Annotated in this window: 20 protein-coding genes; 6 read left to right on the forward strand and 14 right to left on the reverse strand. The window is 68.1% G+C overall.

Annotated features, from left to right (window positions below; translation table 11 throughout):
- Positions 1-14 precede the first annotated feature (14 nt).
- Positions 15-662 carry a lipoprotein LppM gene (lppM, locus tag I2456_RS15500; protein WP_068158761.1) on the forward strand — a complete coding sequence of 216 codons (648 nt, stop codon included), beginning with the start codon at positions 15-17 and terminating at the stop codon, positions 660-662.
- Here the strand turns inward: lppM and I2456_RS15505 are convergent.
- Positions 659-1,573 carry a mycobacterial-type methylenetetrahydrofolate reductase gene (locus tag I2456_RS15505; protein ID WP_085075614.1) on the reverse strand — a complete coding sequence of 305 codons (915 nt, stop codon included), beginning with the start codon at positions 1,571-1,573 and terminating at the stop codon, positions 659-661. The genes lppM and I2456_RS15505 overlap by 4 nt on opposite strands.
- A 196-nt stretch (positions 1,574-1,769) precedes the next feature.
- Here I2456_RS15505 and idsA2 point away from each other — a divergent pair, with 196 nt between their 5' ends.
- The gene (gene idsA2, locus I2456_RS15510; RefSeq protein ID WP_085075613.1) at positions 1,770-2,840 is read left to right on the forward strand and encodes a bifunctional (2E,6E)-farnesyl/geranyl diphosphate synthase; all 1,071 of its coding nucleotides are present in this window, start codon (positions 1,770-1,772) and stop codon (positions 2,838-2,840) included.
- 4 nt (positions 2,841-2,844) lie between these two features.
- Positions 2,845-4,368: an alpha-(1->6)-mannopyranosyltransferase A gene (locus tag I2456_RS15515; protein WP_085075606.1), complete on the forward strand. Its 1,524-nt coding sequence runs from the start codon at positions 2,845-2,847 to the stop codon at positions 4,366-4,368.
- Here the strand turns inward: I2456_RS15515 and I2456_RS15520 are convergent.
- Entirely contained in the window at positions 4,355-4,759 is a 405-nt protein-coding gene (locus tag I2456_RS15520) for an Rv2175c family DNA-binding protein (RefSeq protein WP_068026698.1), read from the reverse strand. The genes I2456_RS15515 and I2456_RS15520 overlap by 14 nt on opposite strands.
- Positions 4,760-4,851: 92 nt before the next feature.
- Between I2456_RS15520 and I2456_RS15525 the strand changes: the two genes are divergently transcribed.
- Entirely contained in the window at positions 4,852-6,060 is a 1,209-nt protein-coding gene (locus tag I2456_RS15525; RefSeq protein WP_174814240.1) for a protein kinase domain-containing protein, read from the forward strand.
- Here the strand turns inward: I2456_RS15525 and I2456_RS15530 are convergent, their stop codons facing one another.
- Genes I2456_RS15530 through I2456_RS15540 form a run of 3 tightly spaced genes read right to left on the reverse strand, consistent with a single transcriptional unit; the run spans position 6,061 to position 8,859 of the window.
- A complete protein-coding gene (locus I2456_RS15530; RefSeq protein ID WP_068026704.1) occupies positions 6,061-7,449 on the reverse strand; it encodes a class II 3-deoxy-7-phosphoheptulonate synthase in 1,389 nt (462 codons plus the stop codon).
- A 59-nt stretch (positions 7,450-7,508) separates the two neighbouring features.
- Entirely contained in the window at positions 7,509-7,991 is a 483-nt protein-coding gene (locus tag I2456_RS15535) for a polyadenylate-specific 3'-exoribonuclease AS (RefSeq protein ID WP_085075605.1), read from the reverse strand.
- Between the two features lies 1 nt (position 7,992).
- Positions 7,993-8,859 carry a hypothetical protein gene (locus I2456_RS15540; protein WP_068026710.1) on the reverse strand — a complete coding sequence of 289 codons (867 nt, stop codon included), beginning with the start codon at positions 8,857-8,859 and terminating at the stop codon, positions 7,993-7,995.
- A gap of 85 nt (positions 8,860-8,944) precedes the next feature.
- Between I2456_RS15540 and I2456_RS15545 the strand changes: the two genes are divergently transcribed.
- Positions 8,945-10,228, forward strand: a complete 1,284-nt coding sequence (locus tag I2456_RS15545; protein WP_085075604.1) for a glycosyltransferase 87 family protein — start codon at positions 8,945-8,947, stop codon at positions 10,226-10,228.
- On the opposite strand, the gene I2456_RS15550 is transcribed toward I2456_RS15545, so the two are convergent.
- The 5 genes from I2456_RS15550 to I2456_RS15570 all read right to left on the reverse strand — a co-directional run bounded on the left by I2456_RS15550 (position 10,229) and on the right by I2456_RS15570 (position 13,582).
- Positions 10,229-10,948, reverse strand: a complete 720-nt coding sequence (locus I2456_RS15550) for a lysophospholipid acyltransferase family protein (protein WP_068026717.1) — start codon at positions 10,946-10,948, stop codon at positions 10,229-10,231.
- 84 nt (positions 10,949-11,032) lie between these two features.
- Positions 11,033-11,434, reverse strand: a complete 402-nt coding sequence (locus I2456_RS15555; RefSeq protein ID WP_085075611.1) for a hypothetical protein — start codon at positions 11,432-11,434, stop codon at positions 11,033-11,035.
- Entirely contained in the window at positions 11,431-12,687 is a 1,257-nt protein-coding gene (locus I2456_RS15560) for an ArsA family ATPase (RefSeq protein WP_085075603.1), read from the reverse strand. The genes I2456_RS15555 and I2456_RS15560 overlap by 4 nt, the downstream gene beginning before the upstream one ends.
- A complete protein-coding gene (locus I2456_RS15565; protein WP_068026722.1) occupies positions 12,680-13,117 on the reverse strand; it encodes an SRPBCC family protein in 438 nt (145 codons plus the stop codon). Before I2456_RS15565 ends, I2456_RS15560 begins: the two co-directional genes overlap by 8 nt.
- Before the next feature lie 75 nt (positions 13,118-13,192).
- Positions 13,193-13,582 carry a polyketide cyclase / dehydrase and lipid transport gene (locus I2456_RS15570; protein ID WP_068027136.1) on the reverse strand — a complete coding sequence of 130 codons (390 nt, stop codon included), beginning with the start codon at positions 13,580-13,582 and terminating at the stop codon, positions 13,193-13,195.
- A 97-nt stretch (positions 13,583-13,679) separates the two neighbouring features.
- Here I2456_RS15570 and I2456_RS15575 point away from each other — a divergent pair, with 97 nt between their 5' ends.
- Positions 13,680-15,482, forward strand: a complete 1,803-nt coding sequence (locus I2456_RS15575) for an AMP-dependent synthetase/ligase (RefSeq protein WP_068026725.1) — start codon at positions 13,680-13,682, stop codon at positions 15,480-15,482.
- Here I2456_RS15575 and pimB read toward each other — a convergent pair.
- From pimB to I2456_RS15595, 4 genes are all read right to left on the reverse strand, one after another.
- On the reverse strand, positions 15,479-16,624 hold the full coding sequence (gene pimB / locus I2456_RS15580; RefSeq protein ID WP_085075602.1) for a GDP-mannose-dependent alpha-(1-6)-phosphatidylinositol monomannoside mannosyltransferase: 1,146 nt from the start codon (positions 16,622-16,624) through the stop codon (positions 15,479-15,481). The genes I2456_RS15575 and pimB overlap by 4 nt on opposite strands.
- A gap of 10 nt (positions 16,625-16,634) precedes the next feature.
- The gene (locus I2456_RS15585; protein ID WP_371869961.1) at positions 16,635-17,345 is read right to left on the reverse strand and encodes a hypothetical protein; all 711 of its coding nucleotides are present in this window, start codon (positions 17,343-17,345) and stop codon (positions 16,635-16,637) included.
- 121 nt (positions 17,346-17,466) lie between these two features.
- Positions 17,467-18,621 (reverse strand): peptidoglycan hydrolase RipC, encoded by a 1,155-nt coding sequence (gene ripC, locus I2456_RS15590; RefSeq protein WP_085075601.1) that lies wholly within the window; start codon positions 18,619-18,621, stop codon positions 17,467-17,469.
- Between the two features lie 183 nt (positions 18,622-18,804).
- Complete coding sequence (locus I2456_RS15595) at positions 18,805-19,059, reverse strand: hypothetical protein (protein WP_068026732.1); 255 nt, start codon at positions 19,057-19,059, stop codon at positions 18,805-18,807.
- Positions 19,060-19,176 lie beyond the last annotated feature (117 nt).

A 19,176-nucleotide genomic window follows, 5' to 3' on the forward strand; every position in this document is an offset into this window, starting at 1 on the left:
TGGTGGCCATCGCCATGCTGCTGATGCTGGTACCGCTGGCCACCGGATGCCTGCGGGTGCGAGCCTCGCTCACCATCTCACCCGACGACCTGGTGTCCGGGGAGATCATCGCCGCGGCCAAACCCAAGACCAACAAAGACACCGGCCCGCAGCTGGACAGCAACAATCTGGCGTTCAACCAGAAAGTGGCGGTGTCCAACTACGACAGCGACGGCTACGTGGGGTCGCAGGCGGTGTTCTCCGATCTCACCTTCGCCGAGCTGCCGCAGCTGGCCAACATGAACTCCGATGCCACCGGCGTCAACCTGTCGCTGCGACGCAACGGCAACCTGGTCATCCTCGAGGGCCGGGCGGATCTGACCTCGGTGACCGACACCGACGCCGACGTGGAATTGACCGTCGCGTTCCCCGGCACGGTCACCTCCACCAACGGCGACCGCATCGAGCCCGAGGTGGTGCAGTGGAAGCTCAAGCCGGGCGTGGTGAGCACCATGACCGCGCAGGCGCGCTACACCGATCCCAATACGCGTTCGTTCACCGGCGCCGGGATCTGGCTGGGCATCGCCTCATTCGCCGCCGCCGGTGTGGTGGCGGCGGCGGCCTGGCTCAGCCGGGACCGCTCGCCACGGTTCACCACCCCAGGCGAGCCGCCGCCGAGCTAGCTGGCCGCCTGCCGGTCGGGCGCCCAGTAATCCAGCATCTCGGCAAAGGTGTCGAACGCCGGCGCCGACACCCCATAGGTCGCCTCGAAGTGGATGCTCAGCGGGAAGCCGAGGTCGGCAGGTCCGCCCACAAGCCCATCGATGACGCGCTTGTACAGGTCGACCAACAGCTGACGCTTGACGGCGGGTTCACTGCCGGCCAGTTTCTTGACGAACTCCTGCTCCTCGGCCACCGCGGCATTGCCGGGATCCTGGATCAGCCAGTTGATCAGGCCCACGCGCGACTCCATCTTCGGGACGAAGCCGAAGGACAGCAGGATCTCGGGCCGGTGATCGGTCGTCTTGGCGAACTCGGTCAGGAACTCCACGATGGCCTCGGAATACAACAGCTGGGTCATGCCGTAGGTGGCGCCCTGGTTGCACTTGAAGTTGAGCCGGCCCTGCTCGCCGTCGCGAGTGGGGATCACGATGACGCCGCGGTTGGCCACCAGTTCGCGATAGATCGACAAGGCGTCGGTGGGCGCGACGCCGGAGCCCTCGCCGTCGTTCATGGTGCGCGGAACCCCGACGAAGACAATGCCCTCCATGCCGGCGTCGACGAGAGTGGACAGCCGCCGGCCCAGCGATGCCTCGTCCATGAACGCGGTGACCTGAGTGCACAACCCATTGACCCCGGGCAGTTGCGGTTTGATGATCGACCAGTAGTCCAGGACGTCGAGCTTCTGCTGCATGGGCACGGGCCGGTCGTCGTCCTCGGCGATCATCCCGGGGATCATGATGTGCCGGATCCGCCCGTCGAGCCCAGACTCCGCCGAGTAGCGCAGCACTTTCTGCGCGTCCTCGGTTGCCCGTTCCACGCCCCCGTCCACGTTCGGTGGCACCAGCTCGAGGGCAATGGTGTTGAGCGTCACGAGATCCTCTTCCTGGCTGATTGACTTCCCCGACCGCCGATCCCTCGACAGCATAGGGGCGGTGCGGGAAGGCGATCGAAGCCACTGGGGGCAGCTACGGCCGAATACACTGTCGGACCAGAACCTGCCCGACAGGGCAAAGTCGAAAGGGGCCGCGCTGAGCCTGAGAGCTTCGGAAGCATCGGCGACCGTCGAGTTGGCCGGCGCCATCACCGAGCAACTACGACGCTATTTGGGCGACCGGCGTAGCGCTGGTGCCCATATCGCGGTTCCGCAGGGCAGCGACTACGGCGCCTTCACCGCCTGGTTGGAAGACTTCGTCGTGGACGGGGGCAAGCGGCTGCGACCGGTGTTCGCCTACTGGGGCTGGCAGGCCGTGTCGCCGCACGATCCGGACGCCGACGTGCTGCTGTTGTTCGGCGCACTGGAATTGCTGCATGCGTCCGCGCTGATCCACGACGACGTGATCGACGCCTCGGCGACCCGGCGCGGCAGGCCAACCGCGCACATGCATTTCGCCGATTTGCACCGCGAACGGTCCTGGCATGGCCCGGCCGACCAGTTCGGCACCTCAGCGGCGATCCTGCTCGGGGACGTGGCGCAGGCCTGGGCCGACGACATCATCTCCGAGGTCTCCGCCGCCCGCCTGCCCGCCGACGCGCAGCGGCGCGTGCGGCGCGTGTGGTCCGACATCCGCACCGAGGTGCTCGCCGGGCAGTATCTCGACATCGTCGTCGAGGCCAGCGCCGCGGACTCGATCGCGTCGGCAATGACCGTCGCCACCTACAAGACCGCCTGCTATACGGTGATGCGCCCGCTGCAGCTAGGCGTGGCCGCCGCCGCGGACCGACCCGACGTGGCCGGCGCGTTCGGCCAATTCGGCACCGACCTCGGGGTGGCCTTCCAGCTGCGCGACGACATCCTGGGCGTGTTCGGCGACCCGGAGGTGACCGGCAAACCGTCTGGAGACGACCTGCGCTCCGGCAAGCGCACCGTGCTGCTGGCCGAAGCCATCGAATTGGCCGACCAGGCAGACCCACCGGCCGCCCACCTGTTGCGCACCTCGATCGGCTCGGAACTGACCGACGCACAGGTGCGCACACTGCGCGACGTGATCGTCGGAGTGGGCGCGCTGTCGGCGGCCGAAGACCGCATCACCGCGTTGACCCAGCGCGCGCTGGACACGCTGGCGTCCGCGCCGATCAACCCCGCCGCCAAGACCGGCCTGCGCGCACTGGCCCGGATGGCCACGGACCGGTCGGCGTGACCCGATGACCGCCGCGACGCCCACGCCGCAAGCCCAGCCGGCAACCAAAGACTCGATAAGACAACGGCTTTCACACCTGCGGGCGTTCGCCACCACCCCGGCAGCCGGCCCGGCCCGACTCGGGTTCCTCGGCGCGGTCCTGATCACCGTGGGCGCATTGGGCGCCGGCAGCACCCGCCAGCACGACCCGCTGCTGGAGTCGCTGCACATGTCGTGGCTGCGCTTCGGCCACGGGCTGGTGCTGTCCTCCATCCTGCTGTGGGTGGGTGTGGGGCTCATGCTGATCGCGTGGCTGCGGCTGGGCCGACACGTGGTCGGCGGCGGCGTCAGCGAGTTCACCATGCGGGCCACCACCGTGATCTGGTTGGCGCCGTTGCTGCTGTCGGTGCCGGTGTTCAGCCGCGACACCTACTCCTACCTGGCCCAGGGCGCGCTGCTGCGAGACGGCATGGATCCCTATGCCGTCGGTCCGGTGGCAAACCCGAACCCGTTGCTGGACAACGTGAGTCCGATCTGGACCATCACCACCGCGCCCTACGGTCCGGCCTTCATCCTGGTCGCCAAGCTGGTCACCATGCTGGTGGGCAACCACGTCATCGCCGGAACCATGCTGTTGCGGTTGTGCATGCTGCCGGGCCTGGCGCTGCTGGTCTGGGCGACCCCGCGGCTGGCCCACCAGGTCGGCGCCGACGGCGCCAAGGCGCTGTGGATCTGTGTGCTCAACCCGCTGGTGCTCATCCACCTGATGGGCGGGGTGCACAACGAGATGCTGATGGTCGGACTGATGGCCGCCGGCATCGCACTGACGCTGCAACGCCGTCACGTCGCCGGCATCGCCCTGCTCACCGTGGGCATCGCGGTCAAAGCGACCGCGGGCCTGGCGCTGCCGTTCCTGTTCTGGGTGTGGATGCGCCATCTGCGCGAGGACCGGGGATACCGCCCGGTTGCGGCGCTGTTGGCGGCCGTCGCCGCGTCGCTGGGCATTGTCGCGGTGCTGTTCGGGGCGTTGTCCCTGGTCGCCGGCGTGGGACTGGGTTGGCTGTCCGCGCTGGCCGGTTCGGTGAAGATCATCAATTGGCTGACCGTGCCGACCGCGGCCGCGAACCTGATCCACGCGTTGAGCAGCGCCTTCGTCCCGGTCAACTTCTACGGCATCCTGCGGGTGAACCGGCTGATCGGAATCGCGATCATCGTGCTGGCACTGCCGTTGCTGTGGTGGCGGTTTCGCCGCGACGACCGGGCCGTGCTGACCGGGATTTTCGGCGCGATGCTGGTGGTGGTGTTGTTCGTGCCCGCCGCGCTGCCGTGGTACTACTCCTGGCCGCTGGCCGTGCTGGCGCCGCTGGCGCAGTCCCGCCCGGCCATGGCGCTGATCGCCGGGTTCTCCACCTGGATCATGGTGATCTTCAAGCCCGACGGCGCCCACGGCATGTATTCCTGGCTGCATGTCGCGCTGGCGACGGCGTTCGCCGTGGTGGCGTGGTATTCGCTGTACCGGGCGCCCGAGCCGGCGGCTAGTACGCCATAGCCTGGGCGCGACGCAGGACCTCCCGGGCTTGGTGCGCGTGCAGCGCGTCGACCGGACGCGCGTTGTTCAGCGCATCGCGCGAGCCGTCGCGGGTGACGGTCAGCGACGGGTCCGGCGTGAACAGCCACCGCACGATCTCCGTCTCGTGATAACCGCCGTCGTGCAGGATCGTCAGCAGACCGGGCAGGCTCTTGACCACCTGGCCGGTGTTGGTGAAGAACACCTGCGGCACCACCACGCCACCGTCGCGTCGCACCGCCACCAGATGGCCTTCCCGTATCTGCTGATGCACCTTGCTCACCGGTACGCGGAGCAACTCCGCGACCCGGTGCAGGTCATAGGTGGGTTCGTCGGGGTCTAGTACGTCGTCGCCGGCCGGAATGCTGCCCACTGCGCCAGTGTAAGACCTGGTGGGCAGCCGGGTATGCACGTTGCGCACACGAGGTCCGATCCGTATCCCCGGCCGCCACCTACGATGGCCCCGTGGCCGGACCTGGCGCGGGAGACCCGTTGCACAACGCGTTGCTCGATGGCCGCTACCTGGTTCAAGCGCCCATTGCCAGCGGCGGCACGTCCACGGTGTACCGCGGGCTCGACACCCGACTGGACCGGCCGGTCGCGCTGAAGGTGATGGACTCCCGGTACGCCGGCGACCCGCAATTCATGACCCGCTTCCAGCTCGAGGCCCGCACCGTGGCGCGGCTGAAAAGCCCTGGGCTGGTTGCGGTCTACGACCAGGGCCTCGATGCCCGCCACCCGTTCCTGGTGATGGAGCTGATCGAAGGCGGCACCCTGCGCGAGTTGCTGACCGAACGGGGGCCGATGCCCCCGCACGCGGTCGCGGCGGTGCTGCGCCCGGTGTTGGGTGGGCTGGCCGCCGCGCACCGGGCCGGGCTGGTGCACCGCGACGTCAAACCGGAGAACGTGTTGATCTCCGACGACGGCGAGGTCAAGATCGCCGACTTCGGGTTGGTCCGTGCCGTGGCGGCCGCGAAAATCACGTCCACCAGTGTGATTCTGGGTACGGCCGCCTACCTGTCGCCTGAACAGGTGCGCGATGGGAACGCCGGCCCGCGCAGCGATGTCTACTCCGCCGGCATCCTCACCTACGAGCTGCTCACCGGACGCACCCCGTTCACCGGTGACACGGCGTTGTCGATCGCCTACCAGCGGCTGGACACCGACGTGCCGGCGCCCAGCAGCGTGATCGACGGAGTACCAACGCAATTCGACGAATTCGTGGCGTGCGCGACGGCGCGCGACCCCGCCGAGCGCTACGCCGACGCCATCGAGATGGCCGCCGACCTGGAGGCCGTCGCCGAGGAACTCCGGCTGCCGGACTTCCGGGTGCCCGCGCCGCGCAATTCCGCCCAGCACCGGTCGGCGGCGCTGCAGCGCAGCCGCGTGAGCCAGCCGGTGCGCCAACCCACCCGGGAATTGCCCCGCGATCCGGCCGAGTGGCCGCAGCCCGTGGCGGCCCAGCCGGACCCCGAACTCGACGAGTACGAGAACGAATACGAATACCAGTCGCCCACAGGCGAATTCGCCGGTATCCCGATCGACGAATTCATCTGGGCGCGCCAGCACGCCCGCCGCATGGTGCTGCTGTGGGTGGCGGTGATCTTGGCGATCACCGGATTGGCCGCCACCGCGGGCTGGACGCTGGGCAGCAACCTCAGCGGACTGCTGTGACTAGTCGCGCAGCATCTCCGCGACCAGGAACGCCAGCTCCAGCGACTGCTGGGTGTTCAGCCGCGGGTCGCACGCCGTCTCGTACCGGCCGGCCAGGTCGGTGTCGGAAATGTCTTGCGCGCCACCGAGACACTCGGTGACGTTCTCGCCGGTGATCTCGACGTGGATGCCGCCGGGGTGGGTGCCCAGCGCCCGGTGCACCTCGAAGAAGCCCTGCACCTCGTCGACCACGCGGTCGAAGTGGCGGGTCTTGTACCCGGTGGACGACTCGTGGGTGTTGCCGTGCATCGGGTCGCACTGCCAGATCACCTGATGGCCGGTGGCCTGCACCTTTTCCACGATCGGCGGCAGCAGATCGCGCACCTTGCTGTTGCCCAACCGACTCACCAACGTCAACCGGCCCGGCTTGTTGTGCGGGTCGAGGCGCTCGACGTATTCCACGGCCAGTTCCGGAGTCATGGTCGGGCCGATCTTGACCCCGATCGGGTTGGCGATCACCTCGGCGAACGCGACGTGCGCACCGTCGAGTTGGCGGGTCCGCTCCCCGATCCACACCGTGTGCGCCGACAGGTCATAGAGCTGCGGCTCGCCGTCGTCGGATTCGGACAACCGCAGCATGGCCCGCTCGTAGTCGAGCACCAACGCCTCGTGGCTGGCGTAGATTTCGGCGGTCTGCAGGTTGCGGTCGGCCACCCCGCATGCACTCATGAACTTCAGGCCGCGGTCGATCTCGCTGGCCAGCGCTTCGTAGCGGGCACCGGCCGGTGAGGTGCGCACGAACTCGCGGTTCCAGTCGTGCACCAGGTGCAGCGACGCCAGCCCCGACGACGTCAGCGCCCGCACCAGGTTCATCGCGGCGCTGGCGTTGGCGTAGGCACGCACCAGCCGTGACGCGTCGTGTTCGCGCACCGCGGCGTCCGGGGCGAAACCGTTGATCATGTCCCCGCGGTAGGACTTCAGGCCCAAAGCGTCGATGTCGGCCGAGCGCGGCTTGGCGTACTGGCCGGCGATGCGCGCCACCTTCACCACCGGCATGCTGGCGCCGTAGGTCAGCACCACGGCCATCTGCAGCAAGGTCCGGATATTGCCGCGGATGTGGGGTTCGGTGTTGTCGACGAAGGTCTCGGCGCAGTCCCCGCCCTGGAGCAGGAACGCCTCACCCTTGGCGACTTGGGCCAGCTGCTCCTGCAGCCGCACGATCTCCGAGGGCACCGTGACCGGTGGGACACTCTCCAGCACGGTCCGCATGGCCGTCGCCTGCTCGGCGGGCCAGCTGGGCTGCTGGGCCGCCGGCTTGGCCAGTGCGGCGTCGAGCCGGCCGCGCAGGTCGCCGGGCAACGGCGGCAGCGACGGCAGCTGGTCGATCGGAATGTCGACGGTCCAGTTCATCGGTCCATGGTAACCGGGCCGCGGCTCCGGCCGGTCATCGCTGATCAGGGCGAACGCAGCTACCCCGTCGACGTGATCAGTCGATAGCGGCGCAGTTGCTCCCGGGCGTCCACCAGCGCGTCGTGGGCATCGCGCGGCCGCGGCGGCAGTCGCGGCGATCCGTGGTCCTCCCACAATTGCCGCAGTTCCCGGGTGAACCGGGGCAGCGCCCGCGGCAACTCGGGCATCGTGCCCCATAACTGACACAGGGCGACGTGGTCATAGGCGCCGATCCACGCCCACAACTCGATCGGCTCGTCACCGTCGACGCCGAAGAACTCCTCCAGGTCGTCCCGAATCTGCCTGCGGGAACGCCACAACTGGGAGGCCGGTGGCGGCAGTTTGGGCAATACGTGGGCGCGCACCCAGCTGCCCGCCCGCTCCGGATCGAATTCGGTGGACACCGCGTAATATTCGCGGCCGTCCTCGGCGGCCACGCCGATCGAGATGAGCTCGATGGTGCGGCCGTCCTCGATGAACTCGGTGTCGTAGAAGTAGCGCACGCTAGCCGGCGACCAGGATGGGCTCGGTGGAGTCGGGTGGCGGCGCGGGATGAACGACCAGGTCCAGCTGGGCGTCCACCGTCTGGTCGTCGGGCAGGCTGGGCGTCCCGGCGACGATGCCCTGCACCCAGAGCTTGGCTTGCACCACCGGGCGGCGCAGCGTGCGTTCGCGCTGCAGTGCGCGGCGCATCTTGACCGGCCGGGCGGTGTAGCGCCACCGCGCCCAGGGCGCGTGCGGGCGCGAGAGCCGGACGGCACCCACGATCAGCAGCACGAAAATGAACATGCCGAGCAGACCGGTCCACACCTTGCCCTTGAGCAGGACCACCACCGCCAGCGGCAACGTGAGCACGAGCCCGCCGACCACCGTGGTTTGCAGCAGCACCCAGTCCGGGCCGTGGCGCACGGGCAGGAAGAACATCAGCGGGTGCAGGCCCAGTATCAGCAGTCCCGCCACGGCCACCGCGGCGAAGACCGCGTCGACCGAACTGCGGCCGTCTTCGGACCAGTACACGTCCGAAAGATGCAGAATCAGCGCGTACTCGTCCAGAACCAGCGCCGCGCCTATCCCGAACAGTGTTGCGGCGACGGTGTATTCGGGTTCCTGTCCGTTGACCGACAGGGTCACCAGCATCAGCCCGGACACCATCACCAGCACGACCCCGAAGGTCACGTGGTGGATGTGCACCGTTCCGACGTGGATGTTGCGCGGTTGCCACCACCTCGGGGTCCGGCCCCGGTCAGCGCAGTGCCGGATGAAGCGCACGAAGCTGCGGGTGACGAAGAAGGTGAGGATGAAGGCGACCAGACAGCACAACAAGGGCAGGCGGCCACGATCGATGATGTCGTGGTGCAGCCAGCGGAGCACTCTAAAAACCTACGCCGTATCGGGGTGAGAAGCCGGGAGCCGCGCCCCTGTTGACGCACCCGATCCCGTTAGGCTGTCCTGCGACATGAATGAAACGCGGTCGCCCGAGGTGGGCAGTCGGCTCGGGCGGGTCCTGTTGTGGTGCCTGCTGTGGCTGGTCGCGGCCGCGATCTTGACCTATGCGTGCTGGCGGCTGTTCGCGCATGTGCCCTACCGCATCGACATCGACATCTACCGGATGGGCGCCCAAGCGTGGCTGGACGGCCGCCCGCTCTACCACGGCGACGTGAAGTTCCACACACCCATCGGCCTGGACCTGCCGTTCACCTATCCACCGCTGGCGGCCGTGGTGTTCATTCCGTTCGCCTGGATGAAAATGCCGGCGGCCAGTGTGGTGATCACCCTGCTGACGCTCGTGTTGCTGGCCGTGTCGACGTTTCTGGTGGTGACGGGCCTCGACGTGTGGGCGAGGTCCGCGAGGGTGCCCGGCCCCTCGTGGCTGCGCCGGGTCTGGTTGACCGTCGTGGTGGTAGCTGCCGCGTCGGTCTGGTTGGAACCGATCACGTCCAATTTCGCCTTCGGCCAGATCAACGTGGTGCTGATGACACTGGTCATCGCCGACTGCACGCCGCGGCGCACCCCCTGGCCCCGGGGACTGCTGCTGGGCCTGGGCATTGCCCTCAAGCTGACGCCGGCGGTCTTTCTGCTGTACTTCGCGCTGCGCCGAGACCACCGGGCGGCGCTGACCGCGCTGGCTTCGTTCGCCGGCGCGACGCTGATCGGTTTCGCGGTGGCCTGGAACGACTCGTGGGAGTACTGGACCCACACGGTGCACCACACCGATCGCATCGGCGGGGCTGCCTTGAACACCGACCAGAACATCGCCGGGGCGTTGGCCCGGCTGGGTCTTGCCGAGCACGAACGCTTCCTGCTCTGGGTGCTCGCCTGCCTGCTGGTGTTGGCCGCGACGGTCTGGGCGATGCGGCGGGTGCTACGCGCGGGCGAACCGATTCTGGCGGTGATCTGCGTCGCGCTGTTCGGGCTGGTGGTCTCGCCGGTGTCGTGGTCACACCACTGGGTGTGGATGCTGCCGGCCGTCCTGGTGACCGGGGTGCTGGCATGGCGGCGGCGCAACGTCGCGCTCGCGCTGATCAGCGTGGTCGGACTGGCCCTGATGCGGTGGACGCCGATCGACTTGCTGCCCAAGCACCGGGAGACCACGGCGGCGTGGTGGCGCCAGTTGCTCGGCATGTCTTACGTGTGGTGGGCGCTGGCGTTGATCGTCGTAGCCGGAGCCACGGTGGCCACCCGGATTGCCGCGGAACGCAGGTCTCAGCCGGGGCTTACGCCGGTACCGGCGGCAAGCTGATTAACCGGCTGCCGTCTCCGGAATGCGGTCGGCGTCCGCGTCTTTGGCCGTGCCGTCCTTGATGCTGGCGGCGTAGATGTCGACGTACTCCTGACCGGATAGCCCCATCAGCTCGTACATCACCTCGTCGGTGACCGCGCGCTCGATGAAATGGTTGCCGGCCAGCCCCTCGAAGCGGGAGAAGTCCATCGGCTCGCCGAACCGGACGGAGACCCGACCGAACCGCAACATCTTCTTTCCCGGCGGGTTGACCACGTTGGTACCGATCATCGCCACCGGAATCACCGGCACCCCGGACTGCAGCGCCAGCCGGGCCAACCCGGTCTTGCCCTTGTACAACCGGCCGTCCGGCGAGCGGGTGCCCTCCGGGTACATGCCCAACAACTTGCCCTCGCCCAACAAACGCTCTGCGGTCGTCAACGCGGCGTTGGCAGCATCGGCGTTGGCCCGGTCGATGGGCACTTGGCCGACGACGGTGAAGAACCACCGCTTGAACCAGCCCTTCAGGCCGGTGCCGGTGAAGTATTCCGACTTCGCCAGGAAAGTGATCCGGCGGCGCACCACCAAGGGCAGGAAGAAGCTGTCCATCACCGCCAGGTGATTACTGGCCAAAATGGCCGGCCCGGAGCTCGGAACATGTTCCAGCCCTTCAACTTTCGGGCGACCAAGCACCGACAGCAGCGGGCCCAGGAGAACGTACTTGAAAAACCAGTACCACATGGCTCCCTTTCACCCCCACCGAATGGTGTCTGGGCCAACTGTACCCATCGACAGTGACCGCGACTACCTCTCGAAGCCGGCGGCTCAGTCCTGCACGGTAATCGGAATAGCTTCGTAACGAGCTTTTGCCGCACCGTTACCGGTGATGGGCTCGGCGGCCGATTCGTCGGCCAAGCCGGCGGCCGGCGCATCGTCCGGCGGCGACGGCACGCTGCGGCCGGCGTCGTTGACCAAGCCGCGTAGCACGTCGAGCAGCGCGACTCCCTGGTCGGCGACCACCGTCAGCAACGGATGCTGCTCGCCGTTGAGCAGCGCGGCCAGGGCGCACACCGGACACCACACCTGTTGGCATTTGCCGCTCTCGCCGGTCAGGCCGGCGCTGGACGCCACCGCTGCCGCCGCGCGCACCGCGGGGTCGATACTGTCCAGCGCTGCCTGCGCGAGCCGCCGCAGCTCCGGGCCAATGTCGGTATGCGCCTTACTCACTTCGGCCACACCTCCGGATTCGGTCGAAAACGAACTGTCAGCTCACTACCCCGCAATTGGGCATCCAACACTGTGCATCTGCGTAAGACTGACGCCAATTTGACTCTGCGGCGCATTCCGCCGGCGCTGATGATCAGATCGTCGTCGGCCCGGCCCAGGGTCAGGTTTCCGGGATCGAGTTGGGGCAACGCTAGTCGCAGTCGGTACACAGAATCCAGTCCCGATCCGGATTCGAGGTCCACGGTCGGCCGCAACGGGCCGGGCGGCGCCCCGCCGCGCCGCCGCCGGGCACTGTCGAGCAGTTCGCCCAGCGCCTTCGGGCCGATCGGCTCACCGGCCAGATGCGGCACCAGCACCAGCGCGATTTCGCCGATGGTGTGGTCGAGTTCGTCGAGCACCGACCGCTGCTCGGCGATGCGTTCGGCATACCAGTAGAAGGCCGGGTGGTCGGGCAGGCTGTGGTACTCGTAGGTCTCGTCTTGCAGCAGCACCTGGTTGACCACCAGCTCCTCGACGCGAACACCCATCAGCGCCAAGGAGCCCAGAGTCCGCGCCGCCTCGGCCGCGACCACCCGCTCCGGGGTGAGCACCAAGTGCGCACTGACCAAGTCCGGGTCGGTGAGCAGGGAGCTGAGCCGATCGACGGCGGCGTCGGTGCGCTCCAACAGCTCCACCACCGCGGCCGACCGCCCGTCGTCGGCGCCGGTACTGAGCCGGCGATGACGCGGCCAGGCGCGTTCGACGTACAAGCCGAACGTCGCCGGCAGGGTCAACATCCGCAGCGCGTCGGCGGTCGAGGCGCAGTCGACCACAATGCGGTCCCATCGCCCCGCCGTGGCGAGCTGCCCGACAGCGTGCAGTCCCAACACTTCCTGGATGCCGGGCAGCGCCGAAATTTCTTCGGGCGCAATGCTGCTCAGCTCCGATTCGGGAAACCGCCGGTCCAGCGCGTCGACGACGTCGCGCCAGCGTTCCTCGAGCAGCGCGAGCGTGTCCAGGGCCAGCGCGTCCAACAGGCCGTCACCGGCGTCGTCGGCCAACACTCGAACGGGATCCCCGCTACCGGTCGGCGGGACCGCAACACCCAGCACATCACCGAGCGAGTGCGCCTGGTCGGTGGACACCACCAGCACGCGTTGACCGGCACCGGCGTCACCAACCGCGGTGGCGCACGCCAGGGTGGACTTTCCTACCCCGCCTTTACCGACAAACAGACTGATCCGCGCCGGGGTGGGCGAACCGGACTCACTCAGCCTCGACTCGTTTCTTCAGATCCTTCAACGCGGTGTCGGTCAACCTGCGCTCGGCTTTGCGCTTGAGCAGCCCTATCATCGGAACGGCCAGATCGACCGTGAGCTGGTAGGTGACCTCGGTGCCAGAATTCTTGGCCGCCAACGAATACGTGCCATCGAGGGACTTCAACAGCGAACTGGAGACCAGCGTCCAGCTCAGCGATTTGCGATCGGCGGGCCACTGGTAGGACATCACCATCGTGTCTTTGATGACGCCGGCGTCCATCACGAAGCGAACGGTCTTGGGATAGCCGTCGGCGTCTCGCTCCTGCACTTCGGCTTCCTTGTATTCCGAGATCCAATCCGGGTAGGACTCGATGTCGGCGATGACCTCCAACACGGTGTCTGGATCCGCTTCGATGTAGATGGTCTGCGTCGTCTTCTCCGCCACCTGGCTACTTCCCTCTCCCCGTGCGGGTGTTGATTGCCGGAGAGAAACGGTCCTCTCCCAGCCCAGCTGATCCGGCTAAACTACCGGAGAAACACCGACCGGACGTGACTCTTCCAGCGTCGTTTTCACCTCGAATGCCATATTCTTGCCCGCCACTCGTCGGCGGTGCGTCATCTTGGCCAGGTTCATCCGGGCCAATTGCCATGCCGCTACACCGGTCGGTTCGGCGTGCAAGAAATAATGCAGGATGACCCCGCCCAGCGAGGGTTCCAGCCACACTTCCATGGTGCCGGTCAGGGCGCCGGTGACGGCCCACCTGATGCCCTTTTCGCCGCGGTCCTCGGTGACCTGCAGCCGCAGATCGGGCCACCACCGGTTCCACTTGGACGGATCCGCGATCGCCGCGCCGACCCGCGCGCCGTCGGCGGCGACGTACGTCTCGTCGGCGATCTGGATGCTGTTCACCATCTCAGCTTCACATATGAACGGGCGACTCCTCCGGGCCACCCTGCAGCCCAGTTAGGCTGGGCAGCAATAGCCAGCCCTTTAGCGAGGTCATCCAGTGCGTCAGTACAGCGTCCCTGCCCGCTTTTCCGTCGACGAGCACGACAGCGTCGCCGCCGTGGTGTTCGAGCACGAGCGAGACGATCCCGACTACGTCATCTACCAGCGCTTGATCGACGGCGAGTGGACCGACGTCACGTGCGCCGAGGCCGCCGAGCAAATCCGCGCCGCCGCACTGGGTTTGATAGCGCTGGGCGTGCAGGCCGGTGACCGGGTGTCCATCTTCTCGGCCACCCGCTACGAGTGGGCGATCCTGGACATGGCGATTTTGGCGGTGGGCGGGGTCACCGTGCCGATCTATGAGACGTCGTCGGCCGAGCAGGTGCGCTGGGTGCTGCAGGACTCCGAGGCGGTGCTGGCGTTCGCCGAGACCGACGCCCACGCGGCAATGGTCACCGAGCTCGCCGGTGACCTGCCCGCCCTCCGACGGGTGCTGCACATCGACGGGTCGGGCCCCAAGGCGCTCGACCAGCTGGTCGAGGCGGGCGCCGAGGTCGATGCGGGTGAGGTGACCGCCCGCCTGAAGGAGCTGCGGTCGGAAGACCCGGCCACGCTGATCTACACCTCGGGTACCACCGGGCGCCCCAAGGGCTGCCAGCTCACCCACTCCAACCTGCTCTACGAGATCCGCGGCACCCAAGAGTGCCTGCCGACGCTGTTGACCACCGGTCAGCGGCTGCTGGTGTTCTTGCCCCTGGCCCACGTGCTGGCGCGGGCGCTGACCTTGTCGGCCTACACCAGCAAGGTGACCGTCGGCTTCACCAGCGACATCAAAAACCTGCTGCCGATCTTCGCGGTGTTCAAGCCGACGGTCGTGGTGTCGGTGCCGCGTGTGTTCGAGAAGGTGTACAACACCGCCGAGCAGAATGCCGCCAACGACGGCAAGGGGCCCATTTTCAAGGCCGCCGCGCAAACCGCGGTGGACTGGAGCCGTGCCCACGACGAGGGCAAGCCCGGTCTGGTGCTGCGCGCCAAGCACGCGGTGTTCGACCGGCTGGTCTACAGCAAGCTGCGCGCGGCGCTGGGCGGTGACTGCCACGCAGCCGTCTCGGGTGGGGCACCGCTAGGCGCCCGCCTCGGCCACTTCTACCGCGGCGCCGGGGTCACGGTCTACGAGGGCTACGGCCTGACCGAGACCAGCGCGGCGGTGACCGTCAACCAGGTCAACGGCCTCAAGATCGGGACCGTCGGCAAGCTGGTGCCCGGCAACAGCCTGCGCATCGCCGAGGACAAAGAGTTGCTGGTGCGCGGCGGCGTGGTGTTCGGCGGCTACTGGCGCAACGAGCAGGCCACCGCGGACGCGTTCACCGATGGCTGGTTCCGCACCGGTGACCTGGGTGCGGTCGACGAAGACGGCTTCGTGACCATCACCGGCCGCAAGAAGGAACTCATCGTCACCGCGGGCGGAAAGAATGTGGCCCCCGCCGTGCTCGAGGACCAGTTGCGCTCGCATCCGCTGATCAGCCAGGCCATGGTGGTCGGCGACAACAAGCCGTTCATCGGCGCGCTGATCACCATCGACCCCGAAGCGTTCGACGGCTGGAAGGAACGCAACAGCAAATCCGCCGGCGCGACGGTGGGCGACCTGACCAGCGACCCCGACCTCGTCGCCGAGGTGGACGCGGCCGTCAAGCAGGCCAACCTGCAGGTGTCCAACGCGGAGTCGATCCGCAAGTTCCGGATTTTGCCGGTCGACTTCACCGAGGACACCGGCGAGCTGACGCCGACGATGAAGGTCAAGCGCAACGTGGTGGCCGAGAAGTTCGCCTCCGACATCGAGGCGATCTACGACAAGGGCTAGCGGCTGGCCAGCAGGCCCGCCAGGCGGGTGGCCAGCGTGTCCCAGCGCCACTGGGACCGCACCCAGTCCCGGCCGGCGGCGCCCATCGCGGCCGCCCGGTCGGCGTCGGTCAGCAGTTCGGTGATCGCTTCGGCGACCTCGGCTGTCGAGTTGCCGTCGATGACCAGCCCGGTCTTGTTGTGCTGCACCGCTTCTGGCGCGCCACCGGAATCGCCGGCGACCACCGGCACCCCGGTGGCCGAGGCTTCCAGGAACACGATGCCCAATCCTTCGACGTCCATGCCGCCGCCCCGGGTACGGCATGGCATCGCGAAGACGTCGGCCATGGCATGGTGGGCGGGCAGTTCGGCGCCCGGCACGCCGCCGGTGAAGGTGACGTGTTCGGCCACCCCGCAGTCGTGCGCCAGCTTGCGCAACGTGTCGAGGTAGGGGCCGCCGCCGACGATGACCAGCGCGGCGCCGTCGACCCGGCGCCGGACGGCACTGAGCGCCTTGATCAGCATGTCCTGGCCTTTGCGCGGCACCAGCCGGGACACGCACACGATGGTCGGCCGCTCGCCCAGGCCGTAACGCTGCCGCAACTCGGCCCGGGCGGACGCATCCGGGTGGAACCGGTCGCTGTCCACGCCGGGCGGCAGGTATTCCAGGGAGGCGGCGGGCCCGAACGCGGGCGCGAAGCGCGAGCGCGTGTAGCGGCTGACGAAGGTCACCACGTCGGTGCCCTCGCCGATACGCCGCAGCACCGACCGCGCGACCGGAAGCATCGACCAGCCGACCTCGTGGCCGTGGGTGCTGGCCAGCACCCGGGTCGCTCCGGCTTGCCGGGCCCGCGGCGCCAGCAGCGCCAGCGGCGCGGCGGCGCCGAACCAGACGGTGTCGATGCCGTGCTCGGCGATGAGCCGCCGCATCCGGCCCTCGACCGTCGGAACGGGCAGCATCAGCGTGCCCGGATGACGCACCACGCGGTAGCCGCGCGCCGCGGCCACCTCGTCGAAGTCCTTGTCGCCCTTCCACTTCGGCGCATAGACCGTGACATCGTGCAGTCCGGCGTCGACCAGCAGACCGACGAACTCACCCAGGTAGGACTGGATGCCGCCGCGTCGGGGCGGAAAGTCGTTGGTTACCAGCAGCACCCGGCTCACTGGCGAAAGGTTACCGGTCCAGCCATCGCTGCCAGCCCACCAGCAAGCCCGCGGGGTCGGTGCCCAGTACGTCGCGGATGGCGGTCGGGACGTCGGTATGCCCGATGCCGCAGGCGGCCAGATACAGCGCACGCAGCTTCGCCGCGCCGTAGGCGTCGGCGACGAACCGGGTGAACCACCACGCCCGGTCGTAGGCCAGCGAGCGCTGCGGTCCGGGGGTGTCCAGGTCGCTGTCCGAGGGCAATTTTGCCGCCGCGGACGCCGCATCCGGGGGCAGCGCTGCGCGGGGCCGGGCGACGAAGTCGGCGACTCCCTCGGTGAGCCACCGCGGGGCATCGGTCGCGGTGTCCACCCGCGCCGCGTAGTGGAAAAGCTCGTGCGACAACACAATTCGCAGTGCAGCGGCCGTCATGTTCGCCGCCCCGGGCGCGAATACGATCCGCTGATCGACCGCCGTGCGACTGGCGATGTCGACACGTTCGACGACCGTCACGGCCGCGATGTCAGTCCACTGCGACGCCGGTCCCCCGCCGGCGGCGGCGCGGAATTGCTCGTCGGTGCCGGCGGCGACGACCGAGATTTCGCGCGACCAGTCCGCGCCCCAGAACGTGACGACGTCGTCGATGGCGGGGCCCATGTCGGCCGCCACCCGCAACAGCAGCGAGCCGGTGCTCGGGCCGCCGAGGTTCTCGAGGCGGATGGTGCGGCCTGCGACGACCAACGGTTGGGGCCCTGGTTGCCGCGTGGCTGGGAGGAGGGCCGCGCCGGCGATCAGCTCACCAGCGAAGACGCACGCCAGCAGCAGCGGCAGCCAGCGCCGGACTCGCAGTCCGGCGGGCCGGTCAGTAGCGGCGGGCGTCGTAGATCGGGCCGCCGGCGCCCATCGGCACCACACGCACCGGTTGGCCGAAGGTGGACGAGTGAACCATCATGCCGTCGCCCACGTAGATGCCGGTGTGGGAGGCGTCGGAGTAGAAGGTCAGCACGTCACCGGGCTGCAAGTCGGACAGGTTGACCGGCTGACCACCATGGGCCAGCGCCTGGCTGGAGTGCGGCAACGCGATGCCGGCCTGCTGGAACGCCCACATCACCAGCCCGGAGCAGTCGAACCCGCCCGGTGCGGCGCCACCCCACACGTACGGCGAGCCGACCTGGGTCAACGCGGCCTGCACCACCGTGGCGCGGTCACCGCCGCCACCTTCACCGGGCACCGTGAACCCGGGCGCCCCGCCCGGTTGCGGACCTTCACCGGGTGGCTGCCCCTCGGCCGGCGGCGCACCCGGGGGTGCCGCCTCGGGCGCGGGAGCGGGGCCGCCGGCAAGCCCGGCCGGGACCTGGCCGGGGTCGGCGAGCGCGGTGCGCTGCTCGGGGGTCAGGGCCTGGTACTGGGACTTCACCACGGCGATCTGTACCTGCAACTGGCTTTGCTTGTGCTGCAAGCTGGCCCGTACTGCTGCGGCCTGCTCGGCGGCGGCTTTGGCGTCGGCGGCGGACTTGGCCGACTCCTGCTCAGCCTTCGCGGCCTGCTCGCCCGCAGCCTTGAATTCGGCCATCTGCGTTGACATTTGACGCGCCATCACGCGCTGCACCGACATCCGGTCGATCAGCAGCTGCGGTGACTCCGCGGTCAGAATGGCGGCCATGCCGTCGGTGCGGCCACCCATGTAGGTGGCGGCGGCCAGCTTGTTGACCGCGGTCTGGAACGTCGCCAGGCGCGCTTTGGCGGCATCGGCGGCGGCCAGATCCTCCACGTGCTTCTTGTCGGCCGCCTGCTGGGCTGCCAGCTTGGCGCCCAAGTCGAGCTCGGCGCTGTGCATGGCCTCGGTGGTCTGCTCGGCCTGCCGGGACAGCTCGTTGAGCTTCGCCAGCGCGTCCTGGGCAGGATCGGCAAGCGCATTCGCAGCCAAAATCCCGGACAACGCGGTGAAGCTCGCTAACGAACCGATGGCGGACCGCTTGATTGCGCGCGCGATCGAATGCCTACAGTCGAGCCTCAAGATTTGCTTCCTTAAACGGCCGTCGACGTTTAGTCGTCGATCTGGGTTTAGGTCTCAAACAGGTTACGAAACGATATCGACGTTTGTCCAAAGCAGGGAGTTAAGAAAATGGGTAGAATTCTGTCATTTCTCTGTGGAACGGTTTAGTGCTTTTCGCCTGGCGCTCAACACCATACATGTTCGCTAGGCCACCCCTGGCGCACGGTCGCGGCGGATCGGCACCAGCCGCAGTCGCGGCGCCAACCCCGCATCGGCGAGCGCTTCCAACGCGACTTGCTCATCGTACGAAAGGGTTTCGGGCACACCGAGCAACACACTGACGACGCAGTCGCGGCACCCAGGCCCCCGCACCGCGCAATCGTCGCAGTCGATCACCACCGGCTCACCCGGCTTGCCCCTGGCGCCTCCCGCGCATTCGGGGCCGCTGGCATGTGACATCTCCTGAGTCCTCTCATTCGGTTCGTCCGGTTTTCCTCGAGCAATTCCGAACGCTCGGTCGGGGCTGCGTGTCGAACGCTAACTGCGAGCACCGACAAGCCCGCCCGGCGTGGGAAA

Origin of the sequence: Mycobacterium kubicae (assembly GCF_015689175.1) — a bacterium.
Classification (GTDB): Bacteria; Actinomycetota; Actinomycetes; order Mycobacteriales; family Mycobacteriaceae; genus Mycobacterium; species Mycobacterium kubicae.